Annotated in this window: 20 protein-coding genes and 1 tRNA gene; 10 read left to right on the top strand and 11 right to left on the bottom strand. The window is 74.0% G+C overall.

Features of this window, described 5'->3' with window-relative positions; all coding sequences use genetic code 11:
- Positions 1–451: 451 nt before the first annotated feature.
- Positions 452–526 (bottom strand) — tRNA-Val (locus tag ACFYZY_RS29340).
- 144 nt (positions 527–670) lie between these two features.
- On the opposite strand from ACFYZY_RS29340, the gene ACFYZY_RS29335 reads away from it, so the two are divergent.
- Positions 671–1,786 carry an AI-2E family transporter gene (locus tag ACFYZY_RS29335; RefSeq protein WP_388700162.1) on the top strand — a complete coding sequence of 372 codons (1,116 nt, stop codon included), beginning with the start codon at positions 671–673 and terminating at the stop codon, positions 1,784–1,786.
- Positions 1,787–1,906: 120 nt separating this feature from the next.
- A complete protein-coding gene (locus tag ACFYZY_RS29330) occupies positions 1,907–2,947 on the top strand; it encodes a vWA domain-containing protein (RefSeq protein WP_388700160.1) in 1,041 nt (346 codons plus the stop codon).
- 84 nt (positions 2,948–3,031) lie between these two features.
- Here ACFYZY_RS29330 and ACFYZY_RS29325 read toward each other — a convergent pair whose 3' ends face one another.
- Positions 3,032–5,506 (bottom strand): RICIN domain-containing protein, encoded by a 2,475-nt coding sequence (locus ACFYZY_RS29325; protein WP_388700158.1) that lies wholly within the window; start codon positions 5,504–5,506, stop codon positions 3,032–3,034.
- A 422-nt stretch (positions 5,507–5,928) separates the two neighbouring features.
- Between ACFYZY_RS29325 and ACFYZY_RS29320 the strand changes: the two genes are divergently transcribed.
- Positions 5,929–6,969 carry a LacI family DNA-binding transcriptional regulator gene (locus tag ACFYZY_RS29320; RefSeq protein WP_388700164.1) on the top strand — a complete coding sequence of 347 codons (1,041 nt, stop codon included), beginning with the start codon at positions 5,929–5,931 and terminating at the stop codon, positions 6,967–6,969.
- Between the two features lie 161 nt (positions 6,970–7,130).
- Here the strand turns inward: ACFYZY_RS29320 and ACFYZY_RS29315 are convergent, their stop codons facing one another.
- Both ACFYZY_RS29315 and ppk2 read right to left on the bottom strand, forming a co-directional pair.
- Positions 7,131–8,111, bottom strand: coding sequence for a TIGR03557 family F420-dependent LLM class oxidoreductase (locus ACFYZY_RS29315; RefSeq protein ID WP_388700155.1), 981 nt, complete (start codon positions 8,109–8,111; stop codon positions 7,131–7,133).
- Positions 8,112–8,366: 255 nt separating this feature from the next.
- Complete coding sequence (gene ppk2, locus ACFYZY_RS29310; RefSeq protein WP_388700153.1) at positions 8,367–9,362, bottom strand: polyphosphate kinase 2; 996 nt, start codon at positions 9,360–9,362, stop codon at positions 8,367–8,369.
- A gap of 159 nt (positions 9,363–9,521) precedes the next feature.
- Here ppk2 and ACFYZY_RS29305 point away from each other — a divergent pair, with 159 nt between their 5' ends.
- The 3 genes from ACFYZY_RS29305 (at position 9,522) to ACFYZY_RS29295 (ending at position 13,108) form a co-directional block, all read left to right on the top strand.
- Entirely contained in the window at positions 9,522–11,255 is a 1,734-nt protein-coding gene (locus ACFYZY_RS29305) for a phosphatase PAP2 family protein (protein ID WP_388700150.1), read from the top strand.
- On the top strand, positions 11,221–12,198 hold the full coding sequence (locus ACFYZY_RS29300) for a YihY/virulence factor BrkB family protein (protein ID WP_388700148.1): 978 nt from the start codon (positions 11,221–11,223) through the stop codon (positions 12,196–12,198). The genes ACFYZY_RS29305 and ACFYZY_RS29300 overlap by 35 nt, the downstream gene beginning before the upstream one ends.
- Positions 12,199–12,295: 97 nt before the next feature.
- Positions 12,296–13,108 carry a phosphatase PAP2 family protein gene (locus tag ACFYZY_RS29295; protein ID WP_388700145.1) on the top strand — a complete coding sequence of 271 codons (813 nt, stop codon included), beginning with the start codon at positions 12,296–12,298 and terminating at the stop codon, positions 13,106–13,108.
- Between the two features lie 71 nt (positions 13,109–13,179).
- On the opposite strand, the gene ACFYZY_RS29290 is transcribed toward ACFYZY_RS29295, so the two are convergent.
- From ACFYZY_RS29290 to ACFYZY_RS29265, 6 genes are all read right to left on the bottom strand, one after another.
- Positions 13,180–13,401 carry a hypothetical protein gene (locus ACFYZY_RS29290; RefSeq protein WP_388700142.1) on the bottom strand — a complete coding sequence of 74 codons (222 nt, stop codon included), beginning with the start codon at positions 13,399–13,401 and terminating at the stop codon, positions 13,180–13,182.
- 77 nt (positions 13,402–13,478) lie between these two features.
- Positions 13,479–15,209 (bottom strand): alpha-amylase family protein, encoded by a 1,731-nt coding sequence (locus tag ACFYZY_RS29285; RefSeq protein ID WP_388700140.1) that lies wholly within the window; start codon positions 15,207–15,209, stop codon positions 13,479–13,481.
- Positions 15,206–16,204, bottom strand: coding sequence for a TIGR03885 family FMN-dependent LLM class oxidoreductase (locus ACFYZY_RS29280; RefSeq protein WP_388700137.1), 999 nt, complete (start codon positions 16,202–16,204; stop codon positions 15,206–15,208). Before ACFYZY_RS29280 ends, ACFYZY_RS29285 begins: the two co-directional genes overlap by 4 nt.
- Before the next feature lie 83 nt (positions 16,205–16,287).
- Complete coding sequence (locus ACFYZY_RS29275; RefSeq protein WP_388700134.1) at positions 16,288–17,988, bottom strand: alpha-glucosidase; 1,701 nt, start codon at positions 17,986–17,988, stop codon at positions 16,288–16,290.
- A 211-nt stretch (positions 17,989–18,199) separates the two neighbouring features.
- Positions 18,200–18,808: a hypothetical protein gene (locus ACFYZY_RS29270; protein ID WP_388700133.1), complete on the bottom strand. Its 609-nt coding sequence runs from the start codon at positions 18,806–18,808 to the stop codon at positions 18,200–18,202.
- Entirely contained in the window at positions 18,805–19,560 is a 756-nt protein-coding gene (locus ACFYZY_RS29265) for an alpha/beta fold hydrolase (protein WP_388700131.1), read from the bottom strand. The genes ACFYZY_RS29270 and ACFYZY_RS29265 overlap by 4 nt, the downstream gene beginning before the upstream one ends.
- A 407-nt stretch (positions 19,561–19,967) precedes the next feature.
- Between ACFYZY_RS29265 and ACFYZY_RS29260 the strand changes: the two genes are divergently transcribed.
- Together ACFYZY_RS29260 and ACFYZY_RS29255 are read left to right on the top strand one after the other, a co-directional pair.
- The gene (locus ACFYZY_RS29260; RefSeq protein ID WP_388700128.1) at positions 19,968–20,720 is read left to right on the top strand and encodes a D-Ala-D-Ala carboxypeptidase family metallohydrolase; all 753 of its coding nucleotides are present in this window, start codon (positions 19,968–19,970) and stop codon (positions 20,718–20,720) included.
- Between the two features lie 78 nt (positions 20,721–20,798).
- On the top strand, positions 20,799–21,092 hold the full coding sequence (locus tag ACFYZY_RS29255) for a YkvA family protein (protein WP_388700126.1): 294 nt from the start codon (positions 20,799–20,801) through the stop codon (positions 21,090–21,092).
- Between the two features lie 99 nt (positions 21,093–21,191).
- On the opposite strand, the gene ACFYZY_RS29250 is transcribed toward ACFYZY_RS29255, so the two are convergent.
- Complete coding sequence (locus ACFYZY_RS29250) at positions 21,192–21,566, bottom strand: PRC-barrel domain-containing protein (RefSeq protein ID WP_388700124.1); 375 nt, start codon at positions 21,564–21,566, stop codon at positions 21,192–21,194.
- A gap of 349 nt (positions 21,567–21,915) precedes the next feature.
- On the opposite strand from ACFYZY_RS29250, the gene ACFYZY_RS29245 reads away from it, so the two are divergent.
- Both ACFYZY_RS29245 and ACFYZY_RS29240 read left to right on the top strand, forming a co-directional pair.
- Positions 21,916–23,193: a PP2C family protein-serine/threonine phosphatase gene (locus tag ACFYZY_RS29245; protein ID WP_388700121.1), complete on the top strand. Its 1,278-nt coding sequence runs from the start codon at positions 21,916–21,918 to the stop codon at positions 23,191–23,193.
- Between the two features lie 56 nt (positions 23,194–23,249).
- Positions 23,250–23,999, top strand: a complete 750-nt coding sequence (locus tag ACFYZY_RS29240) for a ZIP family metal transporter (RefSeq protein ID WP_388700118.1) — start codon at positions 23,250–23,252, stop codon at positions 23,997–23,999.
- The last annotated feature ends 111 nt before the right edge of the window (positions 24,000–24,110 follow it).

The raw sequence follows: 24,110 nt of genomic DNA, 5'->3' as shown, positions 1-24,110 counted from the left end.
CTGAACCTGCTCGCGCGGCAGTGCGTCCCTGCCGCGCCCTTCGGACTTCCTTGGCTACGAACAGAACACTAACCCCACCACCCGCCAATGTCTACTTTCGCCACGACAGATTTTCTACACCGGAACTCGACGGGAAACTACTCCGGAGAGGTTCGCGGCGCTTCGGTCGTGTCCGTGCCCGAGGGATGCGCATCCCGCCCCGGCCGTGACCGCGGTTCCGGCCCGCGCCACATGCGGCGGCCCGTCCGGGCGAAGGCGGAGCGGGGGCACGGGCGGCACGATCGATGTCTGCGCGTCCCGTCCGCCGGGCGCCGGAACGGGAGCCGACTCCCCGGGTGTCCAAGGGGGTTCGCGGCGGAGGGCGAGGGGGGCGCGGCGACCGGTTCCGGCGGATCTCCGCGCCGGCGGGAGCCCGGACGGCGCACACTGTCGCGTCCAGGGACGGTGAGGGGGCGGGGCGGCCGGATTCGAACCGGCGTCCTCCGAGATGTCATCGCGGCGCATTACCTCTGTGCTACGACCCCGCCTTGCCGAAGATCTTACCCCCTCCCGAACCACGGGCCCCGGGCAGGGGGTTGCCCGCGACGGACGGCGGGGGCGGTGGCGGGGCAGCACGCCGACGGCTCCGAGGAGCGGAACGGCGGGGCGACGGGTCAATACAGTGGCCGTCATGTCTGCCATATTGAGCTCCGCCAAATCCCGTGCCGCGCTGCGCACGGCGGCCCGCTTCTCCGGCGAGTCACTGCTCGTCCTGGTGACGGCCGCCGTCGTCCTGCGGCTTCTGGGCTACATGTGGCCGGTGGTGTGGCCCCTTGTCGTGGCCCTGTTCCTCACGACCCTGACCTGGCCGCCGACGCGGTTCCTGCGCCGGCGCGGCTGGCCCCCCGCCCTCGCCTCGGCCACCGTCACGGTCCTGTTCCTGCTGGTCGTCGTCGGGATCGTCGCGCTGATCGCGGTGCCGGTCGCCTCCCAGTCCGGGGAGCTGGCCGACGGGGTGACCGCCGGTGTCGAGCGGCTGCGCGCGTGGGCCGCCGGACCGCCGCTCAACATCGGTGACGACCAGATCAGCGGCGCCCTCGACACGGCGGTCGCCCGGGTCCAGGACAGCATGGGCAGCATGGTCACCGCGGTGGCGACCGGCGTGGGATCCGTGTTCAACGGTGTGGTGACCGCTTTCCTGGCGCTGTTCCTGATGTTCTTCTTCCTCAAGGACGGCCCCCGTTTCCTGCCCTGGCTCACCCGTCAGCTTCCGGGCCGGTTCGCCTCGGACGCCGCCGTCGTCGCGGCCCGCGGCTGGGACACCCTGGGCGCCTTCGTCCGCTCGCAGGCGTTCGTCGGCCTCCTCGACGCCGTCTTCATCGGCATCGGCCTGTGGGTCCTCGACGTTCCGCTGGTACTGCCCCTGGCGGTGCTGACGTTCGTCTCCGCGTTCGTGCCGATCGTCGGCGCGCTCTTCGCGGGTCTGGTCGCGGTCCTCATCGCCCTGGTGTCGAACGGTCCCACCGACGCCCTGATCGTCCTGGCGATCATCGTGGTGGTGCAGCAGCTGGAGGGCAACGTCTTCCAGCCGATGATCCAGAGCCGTGGCCTGGGTCTGCACGCCGCCGTCGTACTGCTGGCCGTGACGCTCGGCGGCAGCCTCGCGGGCATCGTGGGCAGCCTGCTCGCCGTCCCGGTGGCCGCGCTGATCGCGGTGGTCTGGAACTACCTGCGCGAGCAGCTCGGCGAGGAGGGACCGGAGCGGGAGCCGGCCCCGGAGCGGGACGGCACCCCCGTCGCACCGTGAGGCCCGCGGACCGGAGGGGGCCCCACGCGGCGGGGTCCCCCTCCGGTCCGCGCCCAAGATCGATTGTCAGTGGTGGATGGGAGGCTGGAAGCACCACGTCGGAAAGAGGGGGAAGCCGTCATGTCCGGAAACCAGAACTACATCAACCACGTCGCCCTTGTCCTGGACGCCAGTTCGTCCATGTCGCACCTGAGCCGCAAGGTCGTGGAGGTCGCGGACCAGCAGATCGCGTACCTCGCCCGCCGGTCGAGGGAGCTGGACCAGGAGACCCGCGTCACGGTGTACGTCTTCGCGGACACGGTGGAGTGCGTCATCTACGACAAGGACGTGCTGCGGATGCCGTCGCTGAAGGAGTTGTACCGGGTCGGCGGGATGACGGCCCTGCTGGCGGCCGCGCTGAAGTCGCAGCACGAGCTGGCGCAGACGGCGCAACTGTACGGCGACCACAGCTTCCTGACGTTCGTGCTGACCGACGGGCAGGAGAACGCGAGCCACCGCTCCCCGGACGCCCCTTCCACGAAGCCGCGCGAGCTGGTGGAGGCCGTGGCCGGGATGATCCGGGCGCAGCAGGACAACTGGACGCTGGCCGTTCTCGTGCCGGACCAGATGGGCAGGCGCGAGGCCATGCAGTGCGGTTTCCCGCAGGAGAACATCGCCGTCTGGGACGCCACGAGCACCCGGGGCCTGGAGGAGGCCGGGCAGGTCATCCAGGAGGCCACCGAGAAGTTCATGGTGGGCCGCACCAAGGGCATCCGGGGTTCGCGGGCGGTGTTCTCCACCGGTGCGGAGGCGGTCAACAAGGACACCGTCGAGGCGGCCGGGCTCACGCCGGTGGAGCCGTCGGCGTACGAGCTGATACCGGTGGCCCAGGACGTGGCGATCCGGGACCGGGTCGTCGAGTCCGGGCACACCTACCGCACCGGGTGCGCGTTCTACCAGCTGAGCAAGGCGGAGAAGGTCCAGGCGCGGAAGCGGATCGCGGTCCTCGAGAAGAAGACGGACCGGGTGTACACGGGGCCCGAGGCCCGTGCGCTGCTCGGCCTGCCGGACGTGGAGGTACGCGTCAAGCCGGACCACAACGACGAGTTCACGATCTTCGTGCAGAGCACCAGTGTGAACCGGAAGCTCGTACCGAACACGCGGCTCCTGCTCATGGTCTGACGCCCTCGCGGTCCGGCGCCGCCGGGAGCCGCCGGGACCCGTGCGGTGCGCGGGTCCCGGCGGTTGGTCACACCCGTCGTGGTGTCAGCCGACGGTCCACCGCTGGAGCGCGGCGCCGGTGTCGGGCTGCTGGGTGACGGAGGCCCCGTCGCCGGAGGACGCGGCGGTCAGGAGCAGTCCGCTCGCGGCGGAGGCGAGGGTGTGGGTGCCGTCGCTCCGGCGGGTGAGGGTCCAGCGCTGGTTGGCGCCGCGGGTGCAGGTCCACTGGATGATCCTCGCCCCGGCGCCGGCGGAGCCGCTCTCCACGTCGGCGCACAGGCCGGACTCGGCGTTCCTGAGTTCGTAGGTGCCGTCGGTCTGCCGGGTGAAGGTCCAGCGCTGGTTGGCGCCGCCGGTCGGCGTCCAGACGACGAGCCGGGTCCCGGCGGTGGTGCTGTGGTCGGGGACGTCGAGCGCCTTGCCCCCGGTGGTGAGGGTGTGGGTCCCGTCGAGGGAGGCCGTGACCACCCAGGTGAAGGTCGCGGTGCCGCTCGCGCTGCCGGACGACGCGGTGACGGTGACCGTCGATGTTCCCTCCCTGGTGGGGACGCCGGTGATCAGGCCGCCGCTGCTGATGGCCAGGCCGGCGGGCAGGCCGGTGGCCGTGAAGGTCAGGGGCTTTCCGGCGGGGCCGGTGGCCTCCAGCTGGAGGGAGACGGCCTTGTTCGGCTCGGTGGTCCGGTCGCCCGGGTTGACGACCGTCACCGTTTCGGGGGCCTGTGCGACGGGGGTGAGGCTCAGGGTCTGTTCGCCGCCGGTGCGGGTCCCGCCGACCGCGTTGCCCGTGGTGTTGGTCCAGCTGCGGACGGGGGTGGTCTCGGCGGGGCGGGCGGGGTCGGCGGAGAGACCGATGACCAGGCCGCTGTAGCGGTTGACGATCTTGTACGTGCCGGTGGCGGTGCCGTCGGCGGGCGAGGTGCCGCGGATGACGAACCACTGCTGTCCGACGGTGGGCCCGCCGGTTCCGGGGGCGGTGACGGTGGGCCTGGTGCCCCAGGCGCGCGTGCTCGTGGAGGTGGCGCCGACGCCGAGGAGCCGGCCGGTGGCGGAGTTGGCGATGCGGTGGGAGCCGTCGCCGTTGGAGGTGAAGGTCCACGACTCCAGGGCGGAGCCGGTGGCGGCGGCGAGCGAGGTGGTGGACGGGTCGCCGGAGACCTGGGCCAGGACGCGCCCGTCGGCGCTGGTGATGCGGTACGCCCGGGAGGTGTCGACCGGGGCCGCGGGTTCGGTCGTGTCGATCGTCAGGCTGACGTACTCGCCGCTCGCTCCGCCGGAGCAGCCGAAGGAGCAGTACGAGCGGAAGTTCCTGCCGACGAGGCCGGAGGCGGTCCTGTTGCCGCTGTCGAGGAACCAGCGGTACCAGGAGGCGTTCCGGTAGGCGCCGGTGTCACCGAGGCGGAACCACTTCTGGGTCGTCAGGTCCTTGGTGGCGTAGATCTCCTGGGGGGCGTTGCCGCTCTGGTCGACCGCCTGGGGCTGTCCGATGTACAGGCCGAGGTGGGCGTTGTAGGTGATGTCCATGACGAACAGCGGGGAGGTCGGGGGCGTCAGGCCGGCGGCCACCTGCTGGGCGACGGTCCCGGTGTTGGCCGGGTCGTACTCCTTCGCCGGCGGGACGTATCCCGTCGTGCTTCCGGAGCCGACCGGGACCATGGTGCTCTCGCGGCCTCCGACGCCGGGCTCCGTCCAGGCGCCGTTGTACCACTTACGCCAGGAGTCGGGGGCCATCTTCGCGGAGATCGGGGCGCGGGCCACGTGTCCGTAGAAGGCGGCCCAGCCGCCGCCCTTGTTCACGATCCGGGAGCCGTAGAAGGCGTAGAAGTAGCCGGAGGCCGTGTCGACGAACAGCCGCTGGTCGCCGGTGCCGTAGTGGTAGGTCTGCTGCGGGAAGGCGGTGGTGTCCCCGCGCTTGGTGCTGTGGTGCGAGGTGATGACGTGGTCCTTGATGGTCCACGTGCGGCCCTGGTTCCTGGAGACGGCGTAGTCGATGCCGTCGTAGTGGATGCCGTCGCCGAAGGGCTGCGGGGTGAACTCGTTGTGCACGAGTCCGTACCAGTCACCGGTGTCGGGATCGACCCAGACGCCGGCCAGGTCGCAGTAGTTCCGGTGCGCGTAGGAGGTGGTGGAGGGCGCGGGGGTGGCTTCCACACCGGTCGGGCTGTTGTTGCAGCGCCATGTCGTGTCGTTGTTCCGGTCGTTGGAGTTGGCCGGGTCGACCGCGTCGCTGAGGGCGCTGGACCGGGTGGCGGTGTCGAGGTTCGTCCCGGTGTAGAAGGTCCACTTCCGCGGGTCCTTCGCACCGTAGAGGGCGTGGGACTGCTGGAAGTAGAAGGTGCCGTCCTTGTCGATGTACGTACCGGCGGGGGTGTCGTCCGGGGTGGTCCAGGAACCCTTCGCCCCGACGGTGACGGTGTAGGCGGCGGCGGTCGGGGCCGCCGCCGCCGTCGGCACGGCGCCGCCCGTGAGGACCAGCGCGACGGCGGCGAGCGCGCCGGTCAGTCTGTTTCGAGGAGTGGTCACGGGTACTCCCTGATCGGGGGAGCCGCAGGGGGGAGCGGCTCCGTGGATGGCCCGCCGTCCCCGGGGAGGGCGGTCGTGCGCGGGGTTGCGGGAAGGGCGCGCGCCGGAGGTGCGGGAGGGGACGGCGCGGTCCGGCCGGTGGCCGGGTCCGGGACCGGAGCGGGTGCTCCGGCCCGTGGCGTAACGGGTCGTGCCGCGTCGGCGGGCCCGGGTCGCGGGAGCCGCCGGCCGTCGGCTGGGGGGACCGTACGGCTCATTTGACCGGTAAAACAAGGCCGCGGCACGCAAAACTTCACCCCTGCGGAGCAGGGGGCCCGGTGGCGGGGGCGGCCGCGGGGCGGGGGTGCGTTGACCTCGCTCCGGGGGCACGGTACTTTGCGGTCGCCTTCCGATCGGTGAAGCCGGGGTGGTCCATGGTGACGATGCGGGACGTGGCCGAACGTGCCGGCGTCACCAAGCAGACCGTGTCCAACGTGCTCTCCGGCCGCGTCGCCGTACGGCCGGTCACGGAGGCGCGGGTACGGGCGGCCATCGCCGAACTCGGCTACGTCCCCAACCTGGTGGCGCGCTCCCTGGCCACGGGCAGCACCCGGACGGTGGGCCTCTTCGTCCCGACCGTGTCCACCGCCTTCTACGCGGAGCTGGTCGAGGAGGTGGAGGACGTCCTGGAGGAGCGCGGCCACCGTCTGCTGCTCTGCACCACCCGCCGCGACGGGGCGCGCGCCCGGAGGCATCTCGCCGGGCTGACCAGCCGGTCGGTCGACGCGCTCCTCATCGCGGGCGACCAGGGGCTGACCGACCAGCTCCCGCCGCTGTCCCGCACCCGCTTCCCCGTCGTCCTGTGCGCCTGGGAGACACGGGTTCCCGCCGGTTTCCCGGTCGTCACCGTCGACTACGAGCACGGGGGGTACCTCGCCGGGCGTCACCTCCGGGAGCTCGGCCACGAGAACGTGGCCGTCCTGGCGAGCCCGGCGCACGCGATGCGGGTGAACGGCTTCCGCCGCGCGTTCGCCGAGGACGGGCTGGAGATCCCCGACGGGGCCGTGCGCCTGGTGCCGGAGCCGTCGTTCCGGGGCGGGATCGCGGCGGCCCTGGAGGCGCTGGAGGCCGGGCCGGCGGCGACCGCGCTGTTCGCCACGCACGACGTGCTCGCCGTCGGGGCCCTCGAAGCCGCGCGCGGCAGGGGGTACTCGGTCCCGGGAGACCTGTCGGTGGTCGCCCACGACGACACGCCGGAGGGGCTGCTCACCCGTCCCGCTCCCACCAGTGTGGTCCTGCCCACGCGGGAGATGGCGCGTGAGGCGATCGGGGTGCTCCTGGACGCGGCCGGGGGCGCCCGGCCCGCCGAGCGGCGCCGCCGTCTCCTGCTGCCGCGACTCGTCGTCCGCGAGAGCACGGCACCGCCCGCCCGCGGCGGCCCCGGAGCCCGGCCGGTCCGGGGCCGGGCCGTCCGGGGGAGCTGACACGCGTACGACGGCGCCCCGGCGGCGCCGAGGGCCGTCCGGGGCGTGCCGGGGAGGGGAACGCGGTCGCGCGCGCCGACGTCCGGAGCGGTGACGCCCACGGGGCCCGTCCCGCGCGCCGGCGGTCCCTCCCCTGGTGCCGGCCGGTCCCGCGCGGCCGGTCAGGACACCGCGGCCCCGGGGGTCAGGCGGCGGAGCGGTCCGTCGAGTTCCCGCTGGTAGAAGTCCATGAAACCGTCGGGGTCGGGGCCCGCGTTCTGCATCACCAGCCGGTCGAAACCGGCGTCGACGAACTGCTGGGCGACTTCCAGGTAGCGGTTCCGGTCGGAGCCGCAGGCGAACTTGGCGAGGATGTCCTCCTCGCGGACCGTGGTGGTCGCGGCCTCGAAGTTGACGGGGTTGGGCAGTTCGCTCATGACCTTCCAGCCGGAGAGGGCCCACCGGGTGGTCCTGAGCGCCTCCCGGGCCGCGGTGTGCTCGTCCTCCGCCCAGGCCATGGGCACCTCCGCGTACCCGGGGCCGGTGCCCCCGGCCTCGCGGTAGTGGCGCACGATCTCCGGCTTCTGCTCCGTGGCGAAGAGCCCGTCGCCGAGCTCGGCGGCGATCCGCGCCGAGCTGCGGCCGCTGGCGGCCACGGCGATCGGCGGGAGGTCGGACGGGAGGTCGAAGACCCGCGCGTCCGCCAGCCTCAGGTGCTTGCCCTCGTACGACCGGTAGCCGCCGCTCCACAGGAGGCGGATGATCTCCAGCGCCTCGCGCAGCAGCTCGTGGCGCGCCCGGACGGTGTCGGGGAAGCCGCGGCCGACGACGTGTTCGTTGAGGCGTTCGCCGGATCCGACGCCGAGGACGAAACGTCCGTCGGACATCAGGGAGAGGGTTGCCGCCGCCTGGGCGATGATCGCCGGGTGGTAGCGGATCGAGGGGCAGGTCACCCCGGTCGCGAGACCGATGCGCTCGGTCCTGGCGGCGATGGCGCCCAGGACCGTCCAGGCGAAGGGCGAGTGGCCCTGGTTGTCCAGCCAGGGGTGGAAGTGGTCGCTGATCTCCACGAAGTCGAAGCCCGCGGCCTCGGCCGCGACGGCCTGCCGGACGAGTTCGCCCGGCCCGAACGCCTCCGCGGACAGCTTGTAGCCGATTTCCATCTGTCGTTCGTTCCTCTCTGTCGCCGATCGCGTCCCGGCGCGCCCGCCACGTCCCGGCGGGGTTCCCCGTGACGTGTCCGGGAGGGGCTCCGGCCCGTTCGCGGCGTCCGTCCGGCACGACACGTGCCGGGCCGTCGCCCGGGGCCGGTCCGCACGGCACGCACCGGTCCACTTTCTCCCGCCGTCCGGCATCGCGCGACCGCGCGCCGGTCGTCCGGGAGGCCGGGGCGGGGCGCCCCGGGCGTCTCCGCGCGGTCAGCGGCCCGGGTGTTCCCCCGGGCCCTTCCGGGCCGGGACCAGGGGGGTGGGAGAGAGGTCGGTCATCTCCTCCCCCGGTTCGAGGAGGGTGTCCGCCGCGCCGACGATGAGCGGATCGGGCGTACCGGCCGCCTTCTCGTCCTTGTTCGCGTAGTCGACGCGGGCCAGGAGGCTGCGCATGGCCTCCAGGCGGCCGCGCCGCTTGTCGTTGCTCTTGACCACGGTCCAGGGGGCGTGGTCGGTGTCCGTCTCCCGGAACATGGCGACCTTGGCGGCGGTGTAGTCGTCCCAGCGGTCGAGGGAGGAGAGGTCGGTGGGCGAGAGCTTCCACTGCCGCACCGGATCGACCTGGCGGATGGCGAAACGGGTGCGCTGCTCGGACCGGGAGACGGAGAACCAGAACTTCACCAGGTGGACGCCGTCCTCGACCAGCATGCGTTCGAACAGCGGGCACTGGTGGAGGAAGAGCCGGTACTCCTCCTCGGTGCAGAAGCCCATCACCCGCTCGACTCCCGCCCGGTTGTACCAGGAGCGGTCGAAGAAGACGATCTCGCCGGGCCCCGGGAGGTGGGCCACGTAGCGCTGGAAGTACCACTGCCCGGCCTCGCGCTCGGTCGGCTTGTCCAGGGCGACGATCCGGGCGCTGCGCGGGTTGAGCCGTTCGGTGAACCGCTGGATGGTGCCGCCCTTGCCGGCGGCGTCCCGGCCCTCGCACAGCACCACGATCCGGGCACCGGTGTCCTTGGCCCAGCGCTGCAGCTTGAGCAGTTCGATCTGCAGGATGCGCTTCTGCCGTTCGTACTCGGCGCGGCGCACCTTCCGCGTGTACGGGTAGTTCTCCCGCCACGTGCGGATGGGCTCGCCGGCGGCGCTGAGCAGAACGGGCTGCTCGGGCCGGGTGGTGTCCACGCTGAGCCCTTCGAGCAGGTCCGGTCCGGAGGGGGCCGGGTCCCGCTCTCCGCTCCCGTCGCCGGTCCTGTCCACGTCGGTCATGGCACCCCGTTCCGCTCGTCGTCCTGTTCGCTCCTGCGCCTGTACCCGCTGCGGCCGTTTTCACCGGTCCGGGGCCGTCGGCAGGGCCGCGTGGCGCCCGCCGCGGCGGGCGTGCGGCGGTGTGCGCATGACTCGCTCCCGGCGGGTAACACGGCCGCAATGACGAACGCACACGACACGGGGGGCAGACCCGGCCTGCCGCTCCTGCTGCTGCCCGTGCAGGTGGCCGTGGTGGCCGGGCTGGGGCTGCTGGTGACCGGACCGCTGGCGGATCTCCGGCCCTTGTCGGAGGAGGACGGCGTCAACCGGTTCCTGGCCGCCCACCGCACCCCGGCCGCCACCACGTTCACCGACTGGCTGTCCCTGCTGGCCGACACCCAGAGCGTGATCGTCGTGACGTTCCTGTGCGCGGTCGCCCTGCTGTGGGTGCCCAGGGGGCCCCGCTGGCGCGAGGCCGCCTTCCTGGCCCTGTCCGTGGCGGCGCAGTCCGCCGTCTTCCTCCTCGTCACCCTCGTCGTGAACCGCGACCGCCCGGGCGTGCCCCACCTGGACGGGGCGCCGCCGACGTCCAGCTTCCCCTCCGGTCACGTCGGGGCCGCCACGGCCCTCTTCGGGGGGCTGGCCGTGCTCGCGGCCCGGAACCTGCGCGGCACCCGGCGGCACGTCGTGGTGGCGCTGCTCCTGCTGGTCCCGCCGGCCGTGGCGTTCTCCCGGGTGTACCGGGGCATGCACCACCCCTCCGACGTGGTGGCCGGGCTGCTGAACGGCGCCTGCACGCTGGTGCTCCTGGCGATCGCGCTGCTGCCGCCGCGTTCCCGGGACGAGGCCGGCGTCCCGGTCCCGGCCGCCCGCGCGGCGGGGCGGGCCGTGGTGGTGCGCCATCCGCACGGGTGCGGCGACGAGACCGCGGCCCGGGTGCGGGCGGTGCTGCTCCACCACGGGTACGCGGAGCAGCGGTGGACGGAGACGACGCCCGAGGCGCCGGCCGGTGCCCTGCTCGCGCACCTGACCGGCAGCGGCACCGACGGGCCGGACGCCGGTCCCGCCGGCCTGGTCGTGGCCTGTGGCGGGGACGGCACCGTACGCGCCTGCGCCGACGTGCTGGCCGGGACCGGGATCCCCCTGGCGATCGTCCCGTGCGGCACCGGGAACCTCCTCGCCCGCAACCTGCGGCTGCCGGCCGATCCCGTGGCCGCCCTGCGCGAGGGCCTGTCCGGGCGGACCGCCGGGCTCGACGTGGGCCGGATCGAGGGCGACGGGCTGGTGCCGACCCGGTTCGCGGTCATGGCGGGCGCCGGGTTCGACGCGGCCATGGTGCAGGACGCCTCGGCGCGGCTCAAGAAGAACCTGGGGTGGCCCGCGTACGCCCTCTCGGCCGTGCGGCACCTGCGGGACCCCCGGATGCGGTTGTCGATCCGGCTCGACGGGGGCGCCCCGCTGGAGCGGCGGGCCCGCATGGTCGTCATCGGCAACGTCGGCACCCTCCAGGGCGGGTTGCCGCTGCTGCCCGGGGCGCGGCCCGACAGCGGCCGGCTGGAGGTGGTCCTGCTCGATCCGCGCGGGGTGACCGGCTGGCTCGCCGCCGCCGGGTACCTGGTCACCCGCGTACCGGGCGGGCGGGCGCCGCACGCGTCCGGTGCCCGGGAGCGGCCCGTCGCGCACGGCGCGCTGGAGTACTTCGGGGCGGCCCGCGTCGACCTCCGGTTCACCCGTCCCCAGCCGCGCGAGGTGGACGGCGACGTCTTCCCCGCGGGCACCCGGCTGACCGCGGAGGTGGAACCGGGGGCGCTGCGGGTGTGCCTGCCCGGGCCGGCGCGGACCGGCGCGGCGGCCGGAGCCGAGGAGGAGGGGGAGGCGCATGGGCACCGCGACGCGCGTACCGCAGCGCAGTGAGGTCAAGGCCCTGGAGGCCGAACTGCGCCTCCGGGGCGAGACCCTGTCCGGCGAGGAGGCGTGGGCCGCGCTGCGCCGTCACGGGGGCTGGCCCCTCGTGCGGGACTCCTTCGTCCGGTTCCGCTACGCCGACGGGTTCAGCCACTCCCGCGCCCTGGCCCTGCAGACCGTCCTGGCCATACTTCCCTTCGGGATCGCGGTCATAGGGCTGTCCGGCGTGCTGCACACCGAGGACATCGGCCGGATCGTCGAGCTGACGGTGCGCCGGATCAGCGGTCCCAGCCAGGACGTCGTGGACGACGCCCTGCGGGAGAGCCGCCGGCACGCCGGGGACGGCGGCGCGGCGGCCCTCTGGCTCGGCCTGCTGTTCTCCGTCTCCAACGTCACCACCGGCATGTGCCAGGTGGAGCGCGGGGCCAACCGGATCTACGGCGTCGAGCGGGACCGTCCGTTCCTCCACAAGTACGTCCGGGGCCTCCTGATGGCGGTCCTGGCCGGGCTGCCCCTCGGGCTGAGCTTCTGCCTCACCGTGCTCGGGTCCGACCTGAGCCGCGCCCTGACCGAGGTCTACCACCTGGCTCCGGGCACCTACCGCGCCTGGGACGTGCTGCGCTGGCCCGTCGGGATCCTGCTGGCCGTGATCGCCACCAGCGTCATCTTCCGCCGGTCGCCCCGGCGCGCCCAGCCGGGCCACACCTGGCTCGCGTTCGGCGCCACCGTCCATCTGCTGCTGTGGCTGGGGGCGACGTGGGCGCTGAGCCTGTACGTGGGCTCGGGCGGCTCCTTCACCACCGTGTACGGACCGCTGAGCGCGTTCATGGCGCTGCTGCTGTGGTCCTACCTCACCTCGCTCGCGCTCTTCCTGGGGCTGTCCTTCGCGGCCCAGCTGGAGGCCGTGCGGGCGGGGGTGGCCGCTCCGATCACCGAGGACCCCGGGGTGTGAGCCGGGGCGTCCGCGTCTCCCCGGGCCGGGAGGTCCGCCCCGGCCCCCGCCCCTGCCGTCCCGCCCCTCCCCCGCATCGGAAAGGAACCGTACGACCATGACAGAGCGTTCCCCCCGGCCCCGGTGGCGTCGTCTCGTGCGGCTCGCCGCCGGGCACGGCGGGCCCGACGCCCGCTTCGGCGCGCGGCTGCTCGCGAGCGCCGCCCTCACCGCCCTGGCGGCCGTCCCGTTCTCCCTCGCGCTGGTGCTGGTGGAGTCGCACTGGGCCCCGCTGCACCGCCTCGACCAGGGGGTGGCCGAGCGGCTGCACCGCTCCGCGCTGGAGCATCCCGCCTGGGTGCGGGTGCTGGACTTCCTCACGCACGTCGCGTGGGGGCCGCTGACCATGCGGCTCCTGGTGGCCGCGGTGGTGGTGTGGCTCCTGTGGCGGCGGGCCGTCCGGCTGGCCGCCTGGGCGGCCGTCACCGCGACGGCCGGCGGGCTGGTGGGGCTGCTGGTGAAGAACGCGGTCGAGCGCGCCCGGCCGCACCTGCCGGACCCGGTCTCCCACGCGCCCGGCTTCTCCTTCCCCTCCGGGCACGCCATGACGGCCGTCACCTCCTGTGCCGTGCTGCTGCTCGTCCTGCTCCCGCTGGTCCCGCGCGCGTGGCGGCCGCTGCCGTGGGTCCTGGCGGCGGTGGCGGTGCTCGGCGTGGGCTACACGCGGGTCGCGCTGGGCGTGCACTGGGTGAGCGACGTGGTCGGGGGCTGGCTGCTCGGGGCGGCGGTGGTCACCGCGACCGCGTTCGCCTTCGAGGCGTGGCGCGGCGACGTGGGGCGTCCCCGCACCACGCCGGCCGAGGGGCTGGAGCCCGAACTCACGACGGACACCCCGGAGCCGGAGCCGGCCGAACGCCCCGGACCCCGGTGACACGGGGCGGCGTCACCGGGGTCCGGGGCGTCACCGGGCCGTCGCGCGGCCCGGTCTCCGGGGGCCGGCCGTCAGGCTTCCCCCTCCGGGCGGTCCGTCCGGTGGTCCTCCGCGCGCCGCCGGGCGTCCTCCTGGGCGCTCCGGCTGGGCGTGAGGGCGTCGGCGGCTTCGCCGTCGCCGGGGCGGGCGTCGTCCCGTACGTCCGTCTCGGCCTCCTCGAACTCCGCCAGGACCTCCTCGGCGGCGGTCCGCGGACGGTCCGCGTTCTTCCCGGTGGGGCGGTGGTGCGCCATGCGTCTCCTCTTTCCTCTGCTTCCCTCTGTCGCGTACGTCCCTTTCGTACGCGTGCCGCTACCCCGTGCCGCGGGCTTCACGCTCCGGGGCGGCGGCCGTTCTCGGGGCCCGGCCGGGCGGCGGCGGTGCGCTCCGGGTCGTCCAGCGGGGTGTTCACCCGCAGCCAGCGGTAGCCGTACGGTTCCAGGTCGACGCCCACCCGGCCGCCGGCCGTCGCCCTGACGGTGTCGCCGGTGAACAGGTCGGTGAGGAGACGGCCGCCCTGCAGCCCGGGCACGGCCGTGGTCGCGCCGGTCCGCCGGTCGGAGAAGTTGTGCAGGGCGAGGACCGCTCCTTCCGGCAGCGAGGCGACGTGGGCCAGCACTCCGGGGTCGTCCACGTCGAGCACCTCGGTGCGGCCCCAGGCCAGTTCGGGTGCTTCGCGGTAGCGCTCGATCAGGGTCCGTACGCGGGTGAGCAGCGAGTCCGGGTCGTGGGCCTGGTCCCGGACGTTGACCCGCTTCGGCCCGTACGCGCCCCGGGGCATCGGGTTGGGGAAGGCGTCGCTCCCGGCGGTGGAGAACCCGGCGCCCCTGTCCGCCGTCCACTGCATGGGGGTGCGGACGGCCTGCCGGCCCTCCGCGGCGAGGTTCTCGCCCATGCCGATCTCCTCGCCGTAGAAGAGGACGGGCGTGCCGGGCAGGGTGAAGAGGAGGCTGTGGGCCAGCTCCACGCGCCGGCGGTCGCCGCCGACCATGGGCGGCAGCCTGCGGCGCAGTCCCCTGCCGTAGAGCCGCATGTCCTCGTCGGGGCCGAAGGCGGCGAACACCTCGGCGCGTTCGGCGTCGTCGAGCTTGTCGAGCGTCAGCTCGTCGTGGTTGCGGACGAAGGTCGCCCAGTGGCCGTCGCGCGGGGCTTCCGGGCGTTCCCGCAGGGCTTCCGCGAGCGGCCCGGCCTCCCCGCGCGCGAAGGAGAGGTACATCTTCTGCATGCCGATGAAGTCGAAGCACATGGTCAGTTCGTCGCCCCGGCCGGACTCCGGGTCGCCGAAGAACTTCATGGTGTCGGGGTAGGGCAGGTTGACCTCGCCCAGAAGGACCGCCTCTCCGTTGCGGCGTCCGAGGAACGCCCGCAGGTCGGCCAGGTACGCGTGCGGGTCGGGCAGTCGGTCGGCGTCGTCCTGGCCGTCGGTCTCCAGGAGGAAGGGGACCGCGTCGACGCGGAAGCCGGACAGGCCCAGCTGCGTCCAGAAGCCGATGATGCGGGCTATCTCGTCCCGTACCGCCGGGTTGGCCACGTTGAGGTCGGGCTGCTGCCGGTAGAAGCGGTGCAGGTAGTACTGGCCGGTCTTCTCGTCGTACTCCCAGAGGCTCTTCTCGGCGTCGGGGAAGACGACGCCGCGGGGGCCGTCCTCGGGCGGTTCGTCGCACCAGACGTACCAGTCGCGGCGGGGGGACGTGCGGCTGGAGCGGGCCTCGCGGAACCAGGGGTGCTGGTCGGAGGTGTGGTTGACGACCAGGTCGGCGATGACCCGGATGCCCCGGTCGCGGGCGGTCCGCACGAACTCGGTGAAGTCCCCGAGGGTGCCCAGGCGGGGGTCGACGGCGTAGAAGTCGGTGATGTCGTATCCGTCGTCCCGTTCCCGGGTCGGGTAGAACGGCATCAGCCACACGCAGGTGACGCCGAGGCGGACGAGGTGGTCGATCCGCTGGGTCAGGCCCGCGAAGTCCCCGATGCCGTCGCCGTCGCCGTCCTGGTAGGTCTCCACGTCCAGGCAGTAGACGACCGCGTTCTTCCACCACAGGTCGGAGGTCCGGGTCAGTCTCATCGGGCCTCCTCCGCGTACGCGGGAGCGGCCGGGGTCGCGTCGAGCCGGGGCAGCACCTTGTCGCCGAACGCGTCGACGAAGGCGCTCTGTTCGCGCCCGACGTGGTGGAGCATGACCGTGTCGAAGCCGAGGTCGGCGTACTCCTGGAGCCAGGCGGCGTGCTGTCCCAGGTCGGCCGAGACGTTGACGCTCCCGGTGACCCGCTCCGGGGTGACGTGCTCGCTGACGGAGTCGAACAGTTCGGGCGTGTCGAGGTCCCAGCTCGCGGGCGGGCCGTGCACGTTGGTGCGCCACTGGTCGTGGGCGACGGCGAGGGCGGTGTCCGGGTCGGGGTCCCAGCTGAGGTGGACCTGGAGGTACAGGGGGCCGGTGCCGCCGGCGGAGCGGTAGGCGTCCGCGATCCGGCGCAGCCGTTCGCGCGGGGCGTTGACGGTGACGAGTCCGTCGGCCCAGTCGGCGCACCAGGCGGCGGTGGCCTCGCTGCACGCGGCGCCGATCAGCGGCGGCACGGTGTCGGGGCGGGTCCACAGCCTGGCCCGGTCCACGGTCACCAGTCCGTCGTGGCTGACCTCCTCGCCGCGCAGCAGGGCCCGGATGGCGTCGACGCACTCGCGCAGCCGCGCGTTGCGGACGTCCTTGCGCGGCCACCGGTCGCCGGTGATGTGCTCGTTGGACGCCTCGCCGCTGCCCAGGGCCGCCCAGAAGCGGCCCGGGTACATGGCGGCGAGGGTCCCGACGGCCTGGGCGACGATCGCGGGGTGGTAGCGCTGTCCGGGCGCGTTGACGACGCCGAAGGGGATGCGGTCGGTGGCCTGGAGGGCGGCGCCGAGCCAGGACCACGCGAAGCCGGACTCGCCCTGGCGGACGCTCCAGGGCGAGAAGTGGTCCGAGCACATGGCGGCACCGAAACCGGCCTCCTCCGCGCGGACGACGGCGGCCAGGAGGTCGGCGGGCGGGACCTGTTCGTGCGAGGCGTGGAATCCGTAGACGGTCATGGGGCGCGCCTACCCCGCGGGGCGGGGATCATCGGCGGCGCGGGGCGGCGCGCGGTGCCTCCCGCCCGCGCGTCCCCCGCGCCTCACCCGGTGCGCCGGTGCACCCTCGCCTCCCAGGGGGCGAGGACCGTGCGTCCGTGTTCCACCGGGGCGGACGGCCCGTTGCCCAGGACGAGTTCGGCGCCCTCCCAGCCGCCGGGGAGGTCGACGGTCACGGTGTCGCCGGTGAAGTTGCCGAGGACCAGCAGCGTGGTCGCCGCGTGGTGCCGGGTGAAGGCGTACACCCGTTCGTCGTCGGGCAGCAGCATGGTGAAGTCGCCGTGCACGACGGCCGGTTCCTCGTGGCGCAGGGCGATCAGGCGCCGGTAGTGGTGGTAGACGGAGCCGGGGTCCGCGCGGGCGGCGGCGGCGTTGACCTCGGTGTGGTCCGGGTTGACCGGGAGCCAGGGGGTGCCGGTGGTGAAGCCGGCCTGCGGGGAGGCGTCCCACTGCATGGGGGTACGGGCGTTGTCCCGCCCCATCGCCCGCAGTCCGGGCAGGACCTCCTCGGGTTCCGCCCCCGCGCGCAGCGCCTGCGCGTAGTGGTTGAGGGATTCGATGTCCCGGAAGTCCTCGATGGTGCGCAGGGGCGCGTTGGCCATGCCCAGCTCCTCCCCCTGGTAGACGTAGGGGGTGCCCCGGTGCAGGTGCAGGACGGTGGCCAGCATGGTCGCGGACCGGGTCCGGTGGCGGGGGCCGTCGTCGCCGAACCGGGAGACGACGCGGGGCTGGTCGTGGTTGTTCCAGTACAGGCTGTTCCATCCGACGTCCGCGAGGCCGGTCTGCCAGCGGCCCAGGGACGCCTTCAGGTCGGTGAGCCGCAGGGGGCGCGGGTCGAACTTGTGGGCGCCGTGGTCGAGTCCGACGTGCTCGAACTGGAACACCATGTCGAGTTCGGCGCGGCGCGGGTCGGTGAACAGCCGGGCCTGTTCGACGGTCACGCCGGGCATCTCCCCCACCGTGAGCAGCCGGCCGGGGTGGTGGGCCATGACCTCGCGGTGCATCTCCCGCAGGTACTCGTGGAGGCGCGGTCCGCAGACGTAGGAGGGCGACCCGTCGCCGTACGGGCCGTCGCCGCGCAGTGCGCCGTCGGGCAGGGCCGGGTCCTTGGAGAGGAGGTTGACGACGTCCATCCGGAAGCCGTCCACGCCCCGCTCCAGCCACCACCGCATCATCGCGTACACGGCCCGGCGGACCTCCGGGTTCTCCCAGTTGAGGTCGGGCTGTTTCGGGGAGAACAGGTGGAGGTGGTACGCGTCGCTCGCGGGGTCGTGCGTCCAGGCGGAACCGGAGAAGAAGGAGCCCCAGTTGTTGGGCTCGCGACCGTCGCGGGGCGGGCGCCACCAGTACCAGTCGCGCCGGGGGCTGGCGGGGTCGCGCGACTCCCGGAACCACGGGTGCTCGTCGGAGGTGTGGTTGACGACCAGGTCCATGATCAGCCTCATGCCGCGCCCGTGCACCGCCGCGAGGAGGCGGTCGAAGGCCGCCAGGTCGCCGAAGACGGGGTCGACGTCCTGGTAGTCGCTGATGTCGTAGCCGTTGTCGTCCTGCGGCGACGGGTAGACGGGCGAGAGCCACAGGACGTCCACTCCGAGGTCCGCGAGGTGGTCCAGGCGTGCGGTGATGCCGTCCAGGTCGCCGATGCCGTCGCCGTCGGAGTCGGCGAAGCTGCGGGGGTAGATCTGGTAGACGACCGCGGACTTCCACCACGGGTCGCCCTCCTGCGTCGCGCTGCCGGGCGTCATCGGCGTTCTCCTCCGGGCGTCGGGTCACGGGCCATGGGTTCCCTTTCCCGTACGCGGCGGACGAACCGGCCCGGCCGGGCCGCGTCTCCGCGGCCGTCCCGGCGTCCGCGTCCGTTCCTGTCCCCTCCTGTCCACGGGCGCGCCTCCGTTCCCGGGGGCCGTCGTCCGGCGCCCGCCGGAGCGGTCGGCCGGGGCCGTCTCCCGTCTCCGCTCAGCCGTCGTCCCGCTTCCCGGACGGGCCGGACCGTCCGCGCGTCACCGCGAGCACGCCTCCCACGACGGCGATCAGCGCGACGGCCAGGGCGATGCTGACCCAGCCCTCGGTGTCCCAGTACACGTCCTCCAGGCTGATCAGCAGCGCCGCCTCGTCGACGATCAGGGCCAGGCCGACGCCGTAGGCGAGTCCCATCCAGGCCCGCGCGCGTGCCGAGCGTTTCACGAGGCCCGCCGCCCCCACCACGGCGAGCAGCAGGATGCCCCACACGTAGTGGTGGATGTGCACGTCGCCGGCCTGCACGTCCCCCACTCCGGCCACGTCGATGTGGATCAGCCAGGTGAGCAGGCGCATGCAGCCGAAGGTGAGGGCGAACCCCCACCACGCCAGGACGAAGCCCCGGCGTTCCGAGGAGATCCCGGGCAGCAGGCGCAGCCACGGGGACCGGTGGTCCGTGCGGGTGGACGGCAGGCGGTGGGCCGCGTGCGGGGACGGGGGACGGCCGGACGCCCCGGACGCACCTGGCGTACCGGACGGGTCGGCCCGGCCCGGTGGTTCGGACGGATCGGACGAGCCGGTCGGGTCGGACGGGTCCGGTGCCTTCATGCCTTCTCTTCTCCTGCCGCGAATCTCTGGATCAGTCCGGCCACGGCGTCCGGCGCGCTGTAGTGCGCGGCGTGCGCGGCGCCCGGCACCTCGGTCGCGCACCCGTCGGCGGCCAGCCCTGCCACCCGTCGGACCCATGCCCCGGAGGCGATGGTGTCACCGCTCCCGCGCACGACGAGCGTCGGCGCGTCGATCCGGGCCAGATGCCCCTCGAACGCCCCGGCTGCGTCCCGCAGGGCGTGGCGCAGGGACGCGGCGAAACGGAAGGGACCGGTGGAGAGGTAGTCCGCCACGGCCACCCCGACCAGGGAGGGCGGTTCGCGGAACGCGTCCGCGAGCAGCCGACCGCCCTGGCGCCCTGCGGACGCCCCCGGGGTGAGCGCCGGGCCGAGCAGGACGAGTCCGCGGACCAGGCACGGATGGCGGGCGGCGAGGGCCGCGACCACCTGGCAGCCGACCGAGTTGGCGACCAGCAGGCTCGGTCCCGGCACGAGCCGCCGGTGCCAGCGGGCGAGGGCGTCGGCGGTCCGCACCACGTCGGGCATCCGGCGCGCGGCGGGCCGCGACCGCGCGTTGCCCGGCAGGTCGGGTACGAGCACGGCGGCCCCGTCCGCCGCCAGCCGCCGCGCCAGCGGCACGAAGTAACGGCCCGACAGCCCGAGCCCGTGCACCAGCACCGCCGTCGGCGCGCCCGCGCGGGGCGGAGGCCCGAAAGAACGGGTGAAGAGACCGGCCTGAACGCGCTGTTCCATCCGTCCACTATCACCCGTCCGAGAGCCCGTACACGCTCGGCCCGGGGTCGGAGAGCGGTGCTCCCGACGCGAACGGCGCAGGTCACGGCATGGCCCGGCCGGGCCGGGCCCGGTGCGTGCGGGCCCTTCCGGTCGGCGTGCCGCTCCCGGACCGGCCGGAGCGCCGCCGCCGGCCTCCGCGTACCGGCCGCGCCGCTTCGCGCGGGCCGTCCGCCGGGAGCCGCGTCACCGTGCGGGACCGGCCGTCCGCCGTCACGGGGCGACCCCATGACGGCGGTGACGGCGGTGACGACGGCGACAGCGGTGACGACGGCGGCGACGGCGGTGTTGACGGGCACCGGCGGGCCCGCCAGTCTCGGGGTGCCGTACTCACGGATCGCACCCATCCGCACGACGACGGAGGCTCGATGGCCCGCCGCACCGCACGCTCCCTCTCCCTGCGCCTCTTCCTCTCATTTGTCATGACCATGACCTTAACGTCGGCCGGAGTGGCCGCCACCGCGGGCACCGCGCGGGCCGACGGCTGCCTCACCTGGTCGCGCACGCTCTCCCAGGGTGCGTCCGGCGCCGACGTCACGGCGCTTCAAGTCCGCGTGGCCGGTTATCCCGGCTACGGCGGGGTGCTCGCCGTCGACGGCGTCTACGGACCGGGGACCGCCGCCGCCGTCAAGCGCTTCCAGGCCGCCTACGGACTGGTCGCCGACGGCATCGCGGGACCCGCGACGTTCAACAAGATCTACGCGCTCCAGGACGACGACTGCACGCCCATCCACTTCACCTACGCGGAGCTGAACACCTGCAACAGCACCTGGGCGGGCGGCGCGGTGAGCGCGGCCACCGCCAAGTCCAACGCCCTGCGCACCATGTGGAAGCTGGAAGCCCTCCGGCACGCCCTCGGTGACCAGCCCCTCCGCGTCACCAGCGGCTTCCGGAGCCAGGCGTGCAACAGCGCGGTCGGCGGCGCCTCCTCCAGCCGTCATCTGTACGGCGACGCGGCCGACCTCGGCGCCGGGCCCCACTCGCTGTGCCGGCTCGCCCAGCAGGCGCGCAACCACGGCTTCAACGGCATCCTCGGCCCCGGCTACCCGGGCCACGGCGACCACACCCACGTCGATCACCGGGCCGGCCGCTTCTGGTCCGCCTCCGGCTGCGGCATCTGACCCGACGGGCCGTCCCCCGGGGGATCCACGGGGGACGGTCCGGCCGGTGCGGTCCGGAAGACGGGGTAGGAGAGCCCCATGGACAGCTCCCTCTGGTTCGTGGTGGCCGCGGTTCTCGTGCTCGTGACGGCGGGATGCGCGGCCGTCCTCTTCGTCCGCGTCCTGCGGACCCGCAAGCTGCTGACGGACGCCGGCGTCCCCCTGCGGTCCAAGGCCCTCTTCTGGACGGCCGTGATCTACACGGTGTCCCCGGTCGACCTGATCCCCGATCCCGTCTACCTGGACGACATCGGCGTCCTCCTGGTGGCCCTGCGGGCCCTGCACTCCGCGGTCTCCGGGAGCGGGACGGACCGCGAGAAGCTGCCGGGCTGAACGGCCCGGCGTCAGCCGCGCTCCACGCGCCGTCCCCGCACGCGGAGGGGCGGCTCCCGCGCCGTACGCGGGAGCCGCCCTCCGTCTGCCTCCGGGCCCTCAGGGCGCGCCCGGCCCGCCCCCGGACGCCCTGCCCTCCCCGTAGTACACCGCGATCTCCTCCCGGTGCTGCCGGTCCGCGAGGTGTTCGTCGGCGCGGAACTCCGGCGCCCCCTTGATCCGGTCCCTGGTCAGGCCGACGTGGACGCTCTTCCCCTCCAGGTCGATCCGCGTCACCGTGCTCGCCGGGAGCAGCACCTCCTTGCCGAAGATCCACCCGCCGGTGTCGACGACCAGATAGGCGTCACCGGCCTCCTCGGAGTGCTTGTCGACCTTCCCGACGTGTCCGTCGGTCGCCTCGACCCTCCATCCGGCCAGATCGGTGCCCACCAGATGGGCGAATGCCTGCCCGTAGCTCCACACGTTCTCCGCCATGCCGGTCTCTCCTCCGTTCTCGGACGTCCTGCCGGACCGCGCCCCGCGCACCCGCCGCGGTCCCGGGGGCCCGTCTGCCCCGGGGGCCGCGCGCCACACCCGCACGGCCGGACGGGAGGCGGGGTGGACAACCCGCTCCCCGGGCCGCGGTCCGGGCCGTTCCTCCCGCCTCGGCGACCGGGGGAACGGAAGCCGTCTGCGAAAATGGGGGCATGGACGTGCGCCGCGGGAACCGCGTGACCGTGACCCGGCGAGCCCCCGGGCCGGCGGTGACGCCGGCGCGCGGGTCCGGACCCGTCGCCCCCGGGAAGGCCGCCGCGGGCGTCGCCGTGTCCACGGAGGTCCCCCGGTGACGCGCGGGACCGGCGAGGACGGACGCGGGGACGGGGACGCGGCCCGGGAACCGGCGGACGGGCGGGAGCGGTTTCCCCTGCTGGAGGAGAGCGCCGAGGACCTGTACGAGCACGCTCCCTGCGGCTATCTGTCCACCCTTCCCGACGGCCGGATCGTGCGGATCAACACCACCCTGCTGGAGTGGCTCGGCCACGCGCGGGACGACCTCGTGGGCCGCGCGCGCTTCTCCGACCTGCTCACCGTCGGCGGCCGTCTCTACCACGAGACCCACTACGCCCCCCTGCTCAGGATGCAGGGCCGGCTCAACGGCATCGCCCTGGAGCTGAAGACCGCCGACGGCTCCCGTCTGCCGGTCATCGCCACCTCGACGGTGAGGACAGGTGACGACGGAGAGCCGTCGCTGATCCGCACCGTCGTCCTCGACGCCCGGGACCGCCGCGCCTACGAGGCGGAACTGCTGCGCGCCCGCAGGAGGGCCGACCGGGAACGCGACCGCCTCCAGGACCTGGCCACCACCCTGCAGAAGACCCTGCTGCCCCCGGCGCTGGCGAACGTGGCGGGCCTGGACGTCGCCGCGTACTACCACATCGCCTCCACCGACGAGGTGGGCGGCGACTTCTACGACCTGTTCCCCCTGTCCGCCGGCACCTGGGGGCTGTTCCTGGGCGACGTGTGCGGCAAGGGGGCCGAGGCGGCGGCCCTCACCTCCCTGACCCGCTACACCCTGCGGGCCGCCGCCGTCTACGACCCCGATCCGGCCGCCGTCCTCGACAACCTCAACACGGTCCTGAACCACGAGTACAACGGCGACGACCCCCGGTTCTGCACCGTCCTCTTCGGCCTGCTCACCCCGGACCGGGAGCGGGGCGGCTTCCGCATCACCCTGGCCGCCGGCGGGCATCCCCCGGCCCTGCTGATGCGCGCCGACGGCACCGCCGACTACCTCCCCACCCCCGGCGGGCAGCTCATCGGCGTCCTCCCCGACGTCCACATCGCCACCACCACGCTCCATCTGCTTCCCGGCGACACCCTGTTGCTGTACACCGACGGCCTCACCGAGGCCCGTACCGCCGCCGCCGGCGGCGGCGAGGACCGGTACGGCGACGACGCCCTCCTCGGCTTCGGCCGCGCGCTGGCCCCCACCACGGCGCCGGGCGCCGTCGACGCGGTCCGCGACCTGCTCGGCACCTTCGGCACCGGCGTCGACGACGACACCGCCGTCCTGGCCGTCCACGTGCCCCCGCCCACCGATGGTCCCCCGTTCCCCGGGTAGGCGTGGTGCGTCCGGTGGGCACGGTGCCCCCGTGGACGGTGGGGAAAGGGGCGGTTGTGACCGGAGCGTTGATCGCGGGAGCGTGGGGTCTGTTCGCGGGAGCGGCTCTGCTGGTGGGGGCGGCCGTCGGCTCGCTGGTACGGGTCCCTCCCCGGCTGATCGCCCTCGTCATGGCCTTCGGCAGCGGCGTCCTGATGTCGGCGGTGTCGTTCGAGCTGTTCGCCGAGGCGTACGAGCGTTCCGGCATGGCGCCGGTGGTCGGCGGGGCGGTCGGCGGAGCGGTCGTCTACTCGGGGGCCAACGCCCTGCTGGCCCGCCGGGGCGCCCGGCACCGCAAGCGCTCGGGGGAACAGCAGCCGTCCGAGGCGGAGCAGCCGGGTTCGGGGAACGCCATCGCGCTGGGGGCGCTCCTGGACGGGATACCGGAGTCCGTCGTCATCGGCACCGGCCTGCTGGGGGGCGGGCACCTGGGCGTGGCGACGGTCGGGGCGGTGTTCGTCAGCAACCTGCCGGAGGGGCTGGCCAGTTCCGCCGGGATGCGCGCCGCCGGGCGCGGCCGCCGGTACGTGTTCACCCTGTGGGGAGGCATCGCCGTGGCCGGCGGTCTGGCCGCACTGGCCGGGTACACGCTGCTGGGCGGCGCGTCGGAGACGGTGATGGCGGCGATCACGGCCGTGGCCGGCGGGGCGATCCTGGCGATGGTCGCGGACACGATGATCCCCGAGGCGTACAGCAGGGTGCACCTCATGACCGGGCTCGTCACCGTGGCCGGGTTCCTGTCGGCGTTCGCCCTCTCGCACGTCTGAGGAGGGCGGGGTTCCCGCCGGGGGCCCCCCCCCCCCGCGCGGGGGGGGGGCCCCGCGGGGGCGGGGCCCCCCCCCCCCCGCCCCCCCCCCGGGGCGGGGGGGCGCCCCCCC

The organism is Streptomyces sp. NPDC001744 (genome assembly GCF_042892575.1).
GTDB lineage: Bacteria > Actinomycetota > Actinomycetes > Streptomycetales > Streptomycetaceae > Streptomyces.
This window is presented reverse-complemented; position numbering and strand designations above follow the sequence as displayed.

Coding starts and splice junctions, on each gene's coding strand:
- ACFYZY_RS29280 (WP_388700137.1), bottom strand. CDS start 16,204: ATGACCGTCTACGGATTCCACGCCTCGCACGAACAGGTCCCGCCCGCC.
- ACFYZY_RS29290 (WP_388700142.1), bottom strand. CDS start 13,401: ATGGCGCACCACCGCCCCACCGGGAAGAACGCGGACCGTCCGCGGACC.
- ACFYZY_RS29315 (WP_388700155.1), bottom strand. CDS start 8,111: ATGGAAATCGGCTACAAGCTGTCCGCGGAGGCGTTCGGGCCGGGCGAA.
- ACFYZY_RS29305 (WP_388700150.1), top strand. CDS start 9,522: ATGACGAACGCACACGACACGGGGGGCAGACCCGGCCTGCCGCTCCTG.
- ACFYZY_RS29285 (WP_388700140.1), bottom strand. CDS start 15,209: ATGAGACTGACCCGGACCTCCGACCTGTGGTGGAAGAACGCGGTCGTC.
- ACFYZY_RS29250 (WP_388700124.1), bottom strand. CDS start 21,566: ATGGCGGAGAACGTGTGGAGCTACGGGCAGGCATTCGCCCATCTGGTG.
- ACFYZY_RS29260 (WP_388700128.1), top strand. CDS start 19,968: ATGGCCCGCCGCACCGCACGCTCCCTCTCCCTGCGCCTCTTCCTCTCA.
- ACFYZY_RS29270 (WP_388700133.1), bottom strand. CDS start 18,808: ATGAAGGCACCGGACCCGTCCGACCCGACCGGCTCGTCCGATCCGTCC.
- ACFYZY_RS29275 (WP_388700134.1), bottom strand. CDS start 17,988: ATGACGCCCGGCAGCGCGACGCAGGAGGGCGACCCGTGGTGGAAGTCC.
- ACFYZY_RS29255 (WP_388700126.1), top strand. CDS start 20,799: ATGGACAGCTCCCTCTGGTTCGTGGTGGCCGCGGTTCTCGTGCTCGTG.
- ACFYZY_RS29300 (WP_388700148.1), top strand. CDS start 11,221: ATGGGCACCGCGACGCGCGTACCGCAGCGCAGTGAGGTCAAGGCCCTG.
- ACFYZY_RS29320 (WP_388700164.1), top strand. CDS start 5,929: ATGCGGGACGTGGCCGAACGTGCCGGCGTCACCAAGCAGACCGTGTCC.
- ppk2 (WP_388700153.1), bottom strand. CDS start 9,362: ATGACCGACGTGGACAGGACCGGCGACGGGAGCGGAGAGCGGGACCCG.
- ACFYZY_RS29330 (WP_388700160.1), top strand. CDS start 1,907: ATGTCCGGAAACCAGAACTACATCAACCACGTCGCCCTTGTCCTGGAC.
- ACFYZY_RS29335 (WP_388700162.1), top strand. CDS start 671: ATGTCTGCCATATTGAGCTCCGCCAAATCCCGTGCCGCGCTGCGCACG.
- ACFYZY_RS29265 (WP_388700131.1), bottom strand. CDS start 19,560: ATGGAACAGCGCGTTCAGGCCGGTCTCTTCACCCGTTCTTTCGGGCCT.
- ACFYZY_RS29295 (WP_388700145.1), top strand. CDS start 12,296: ATGACAGAGCGTTCCCCCCGGCCCCGGTGGCGTCGTCTCGTGCGGCTC.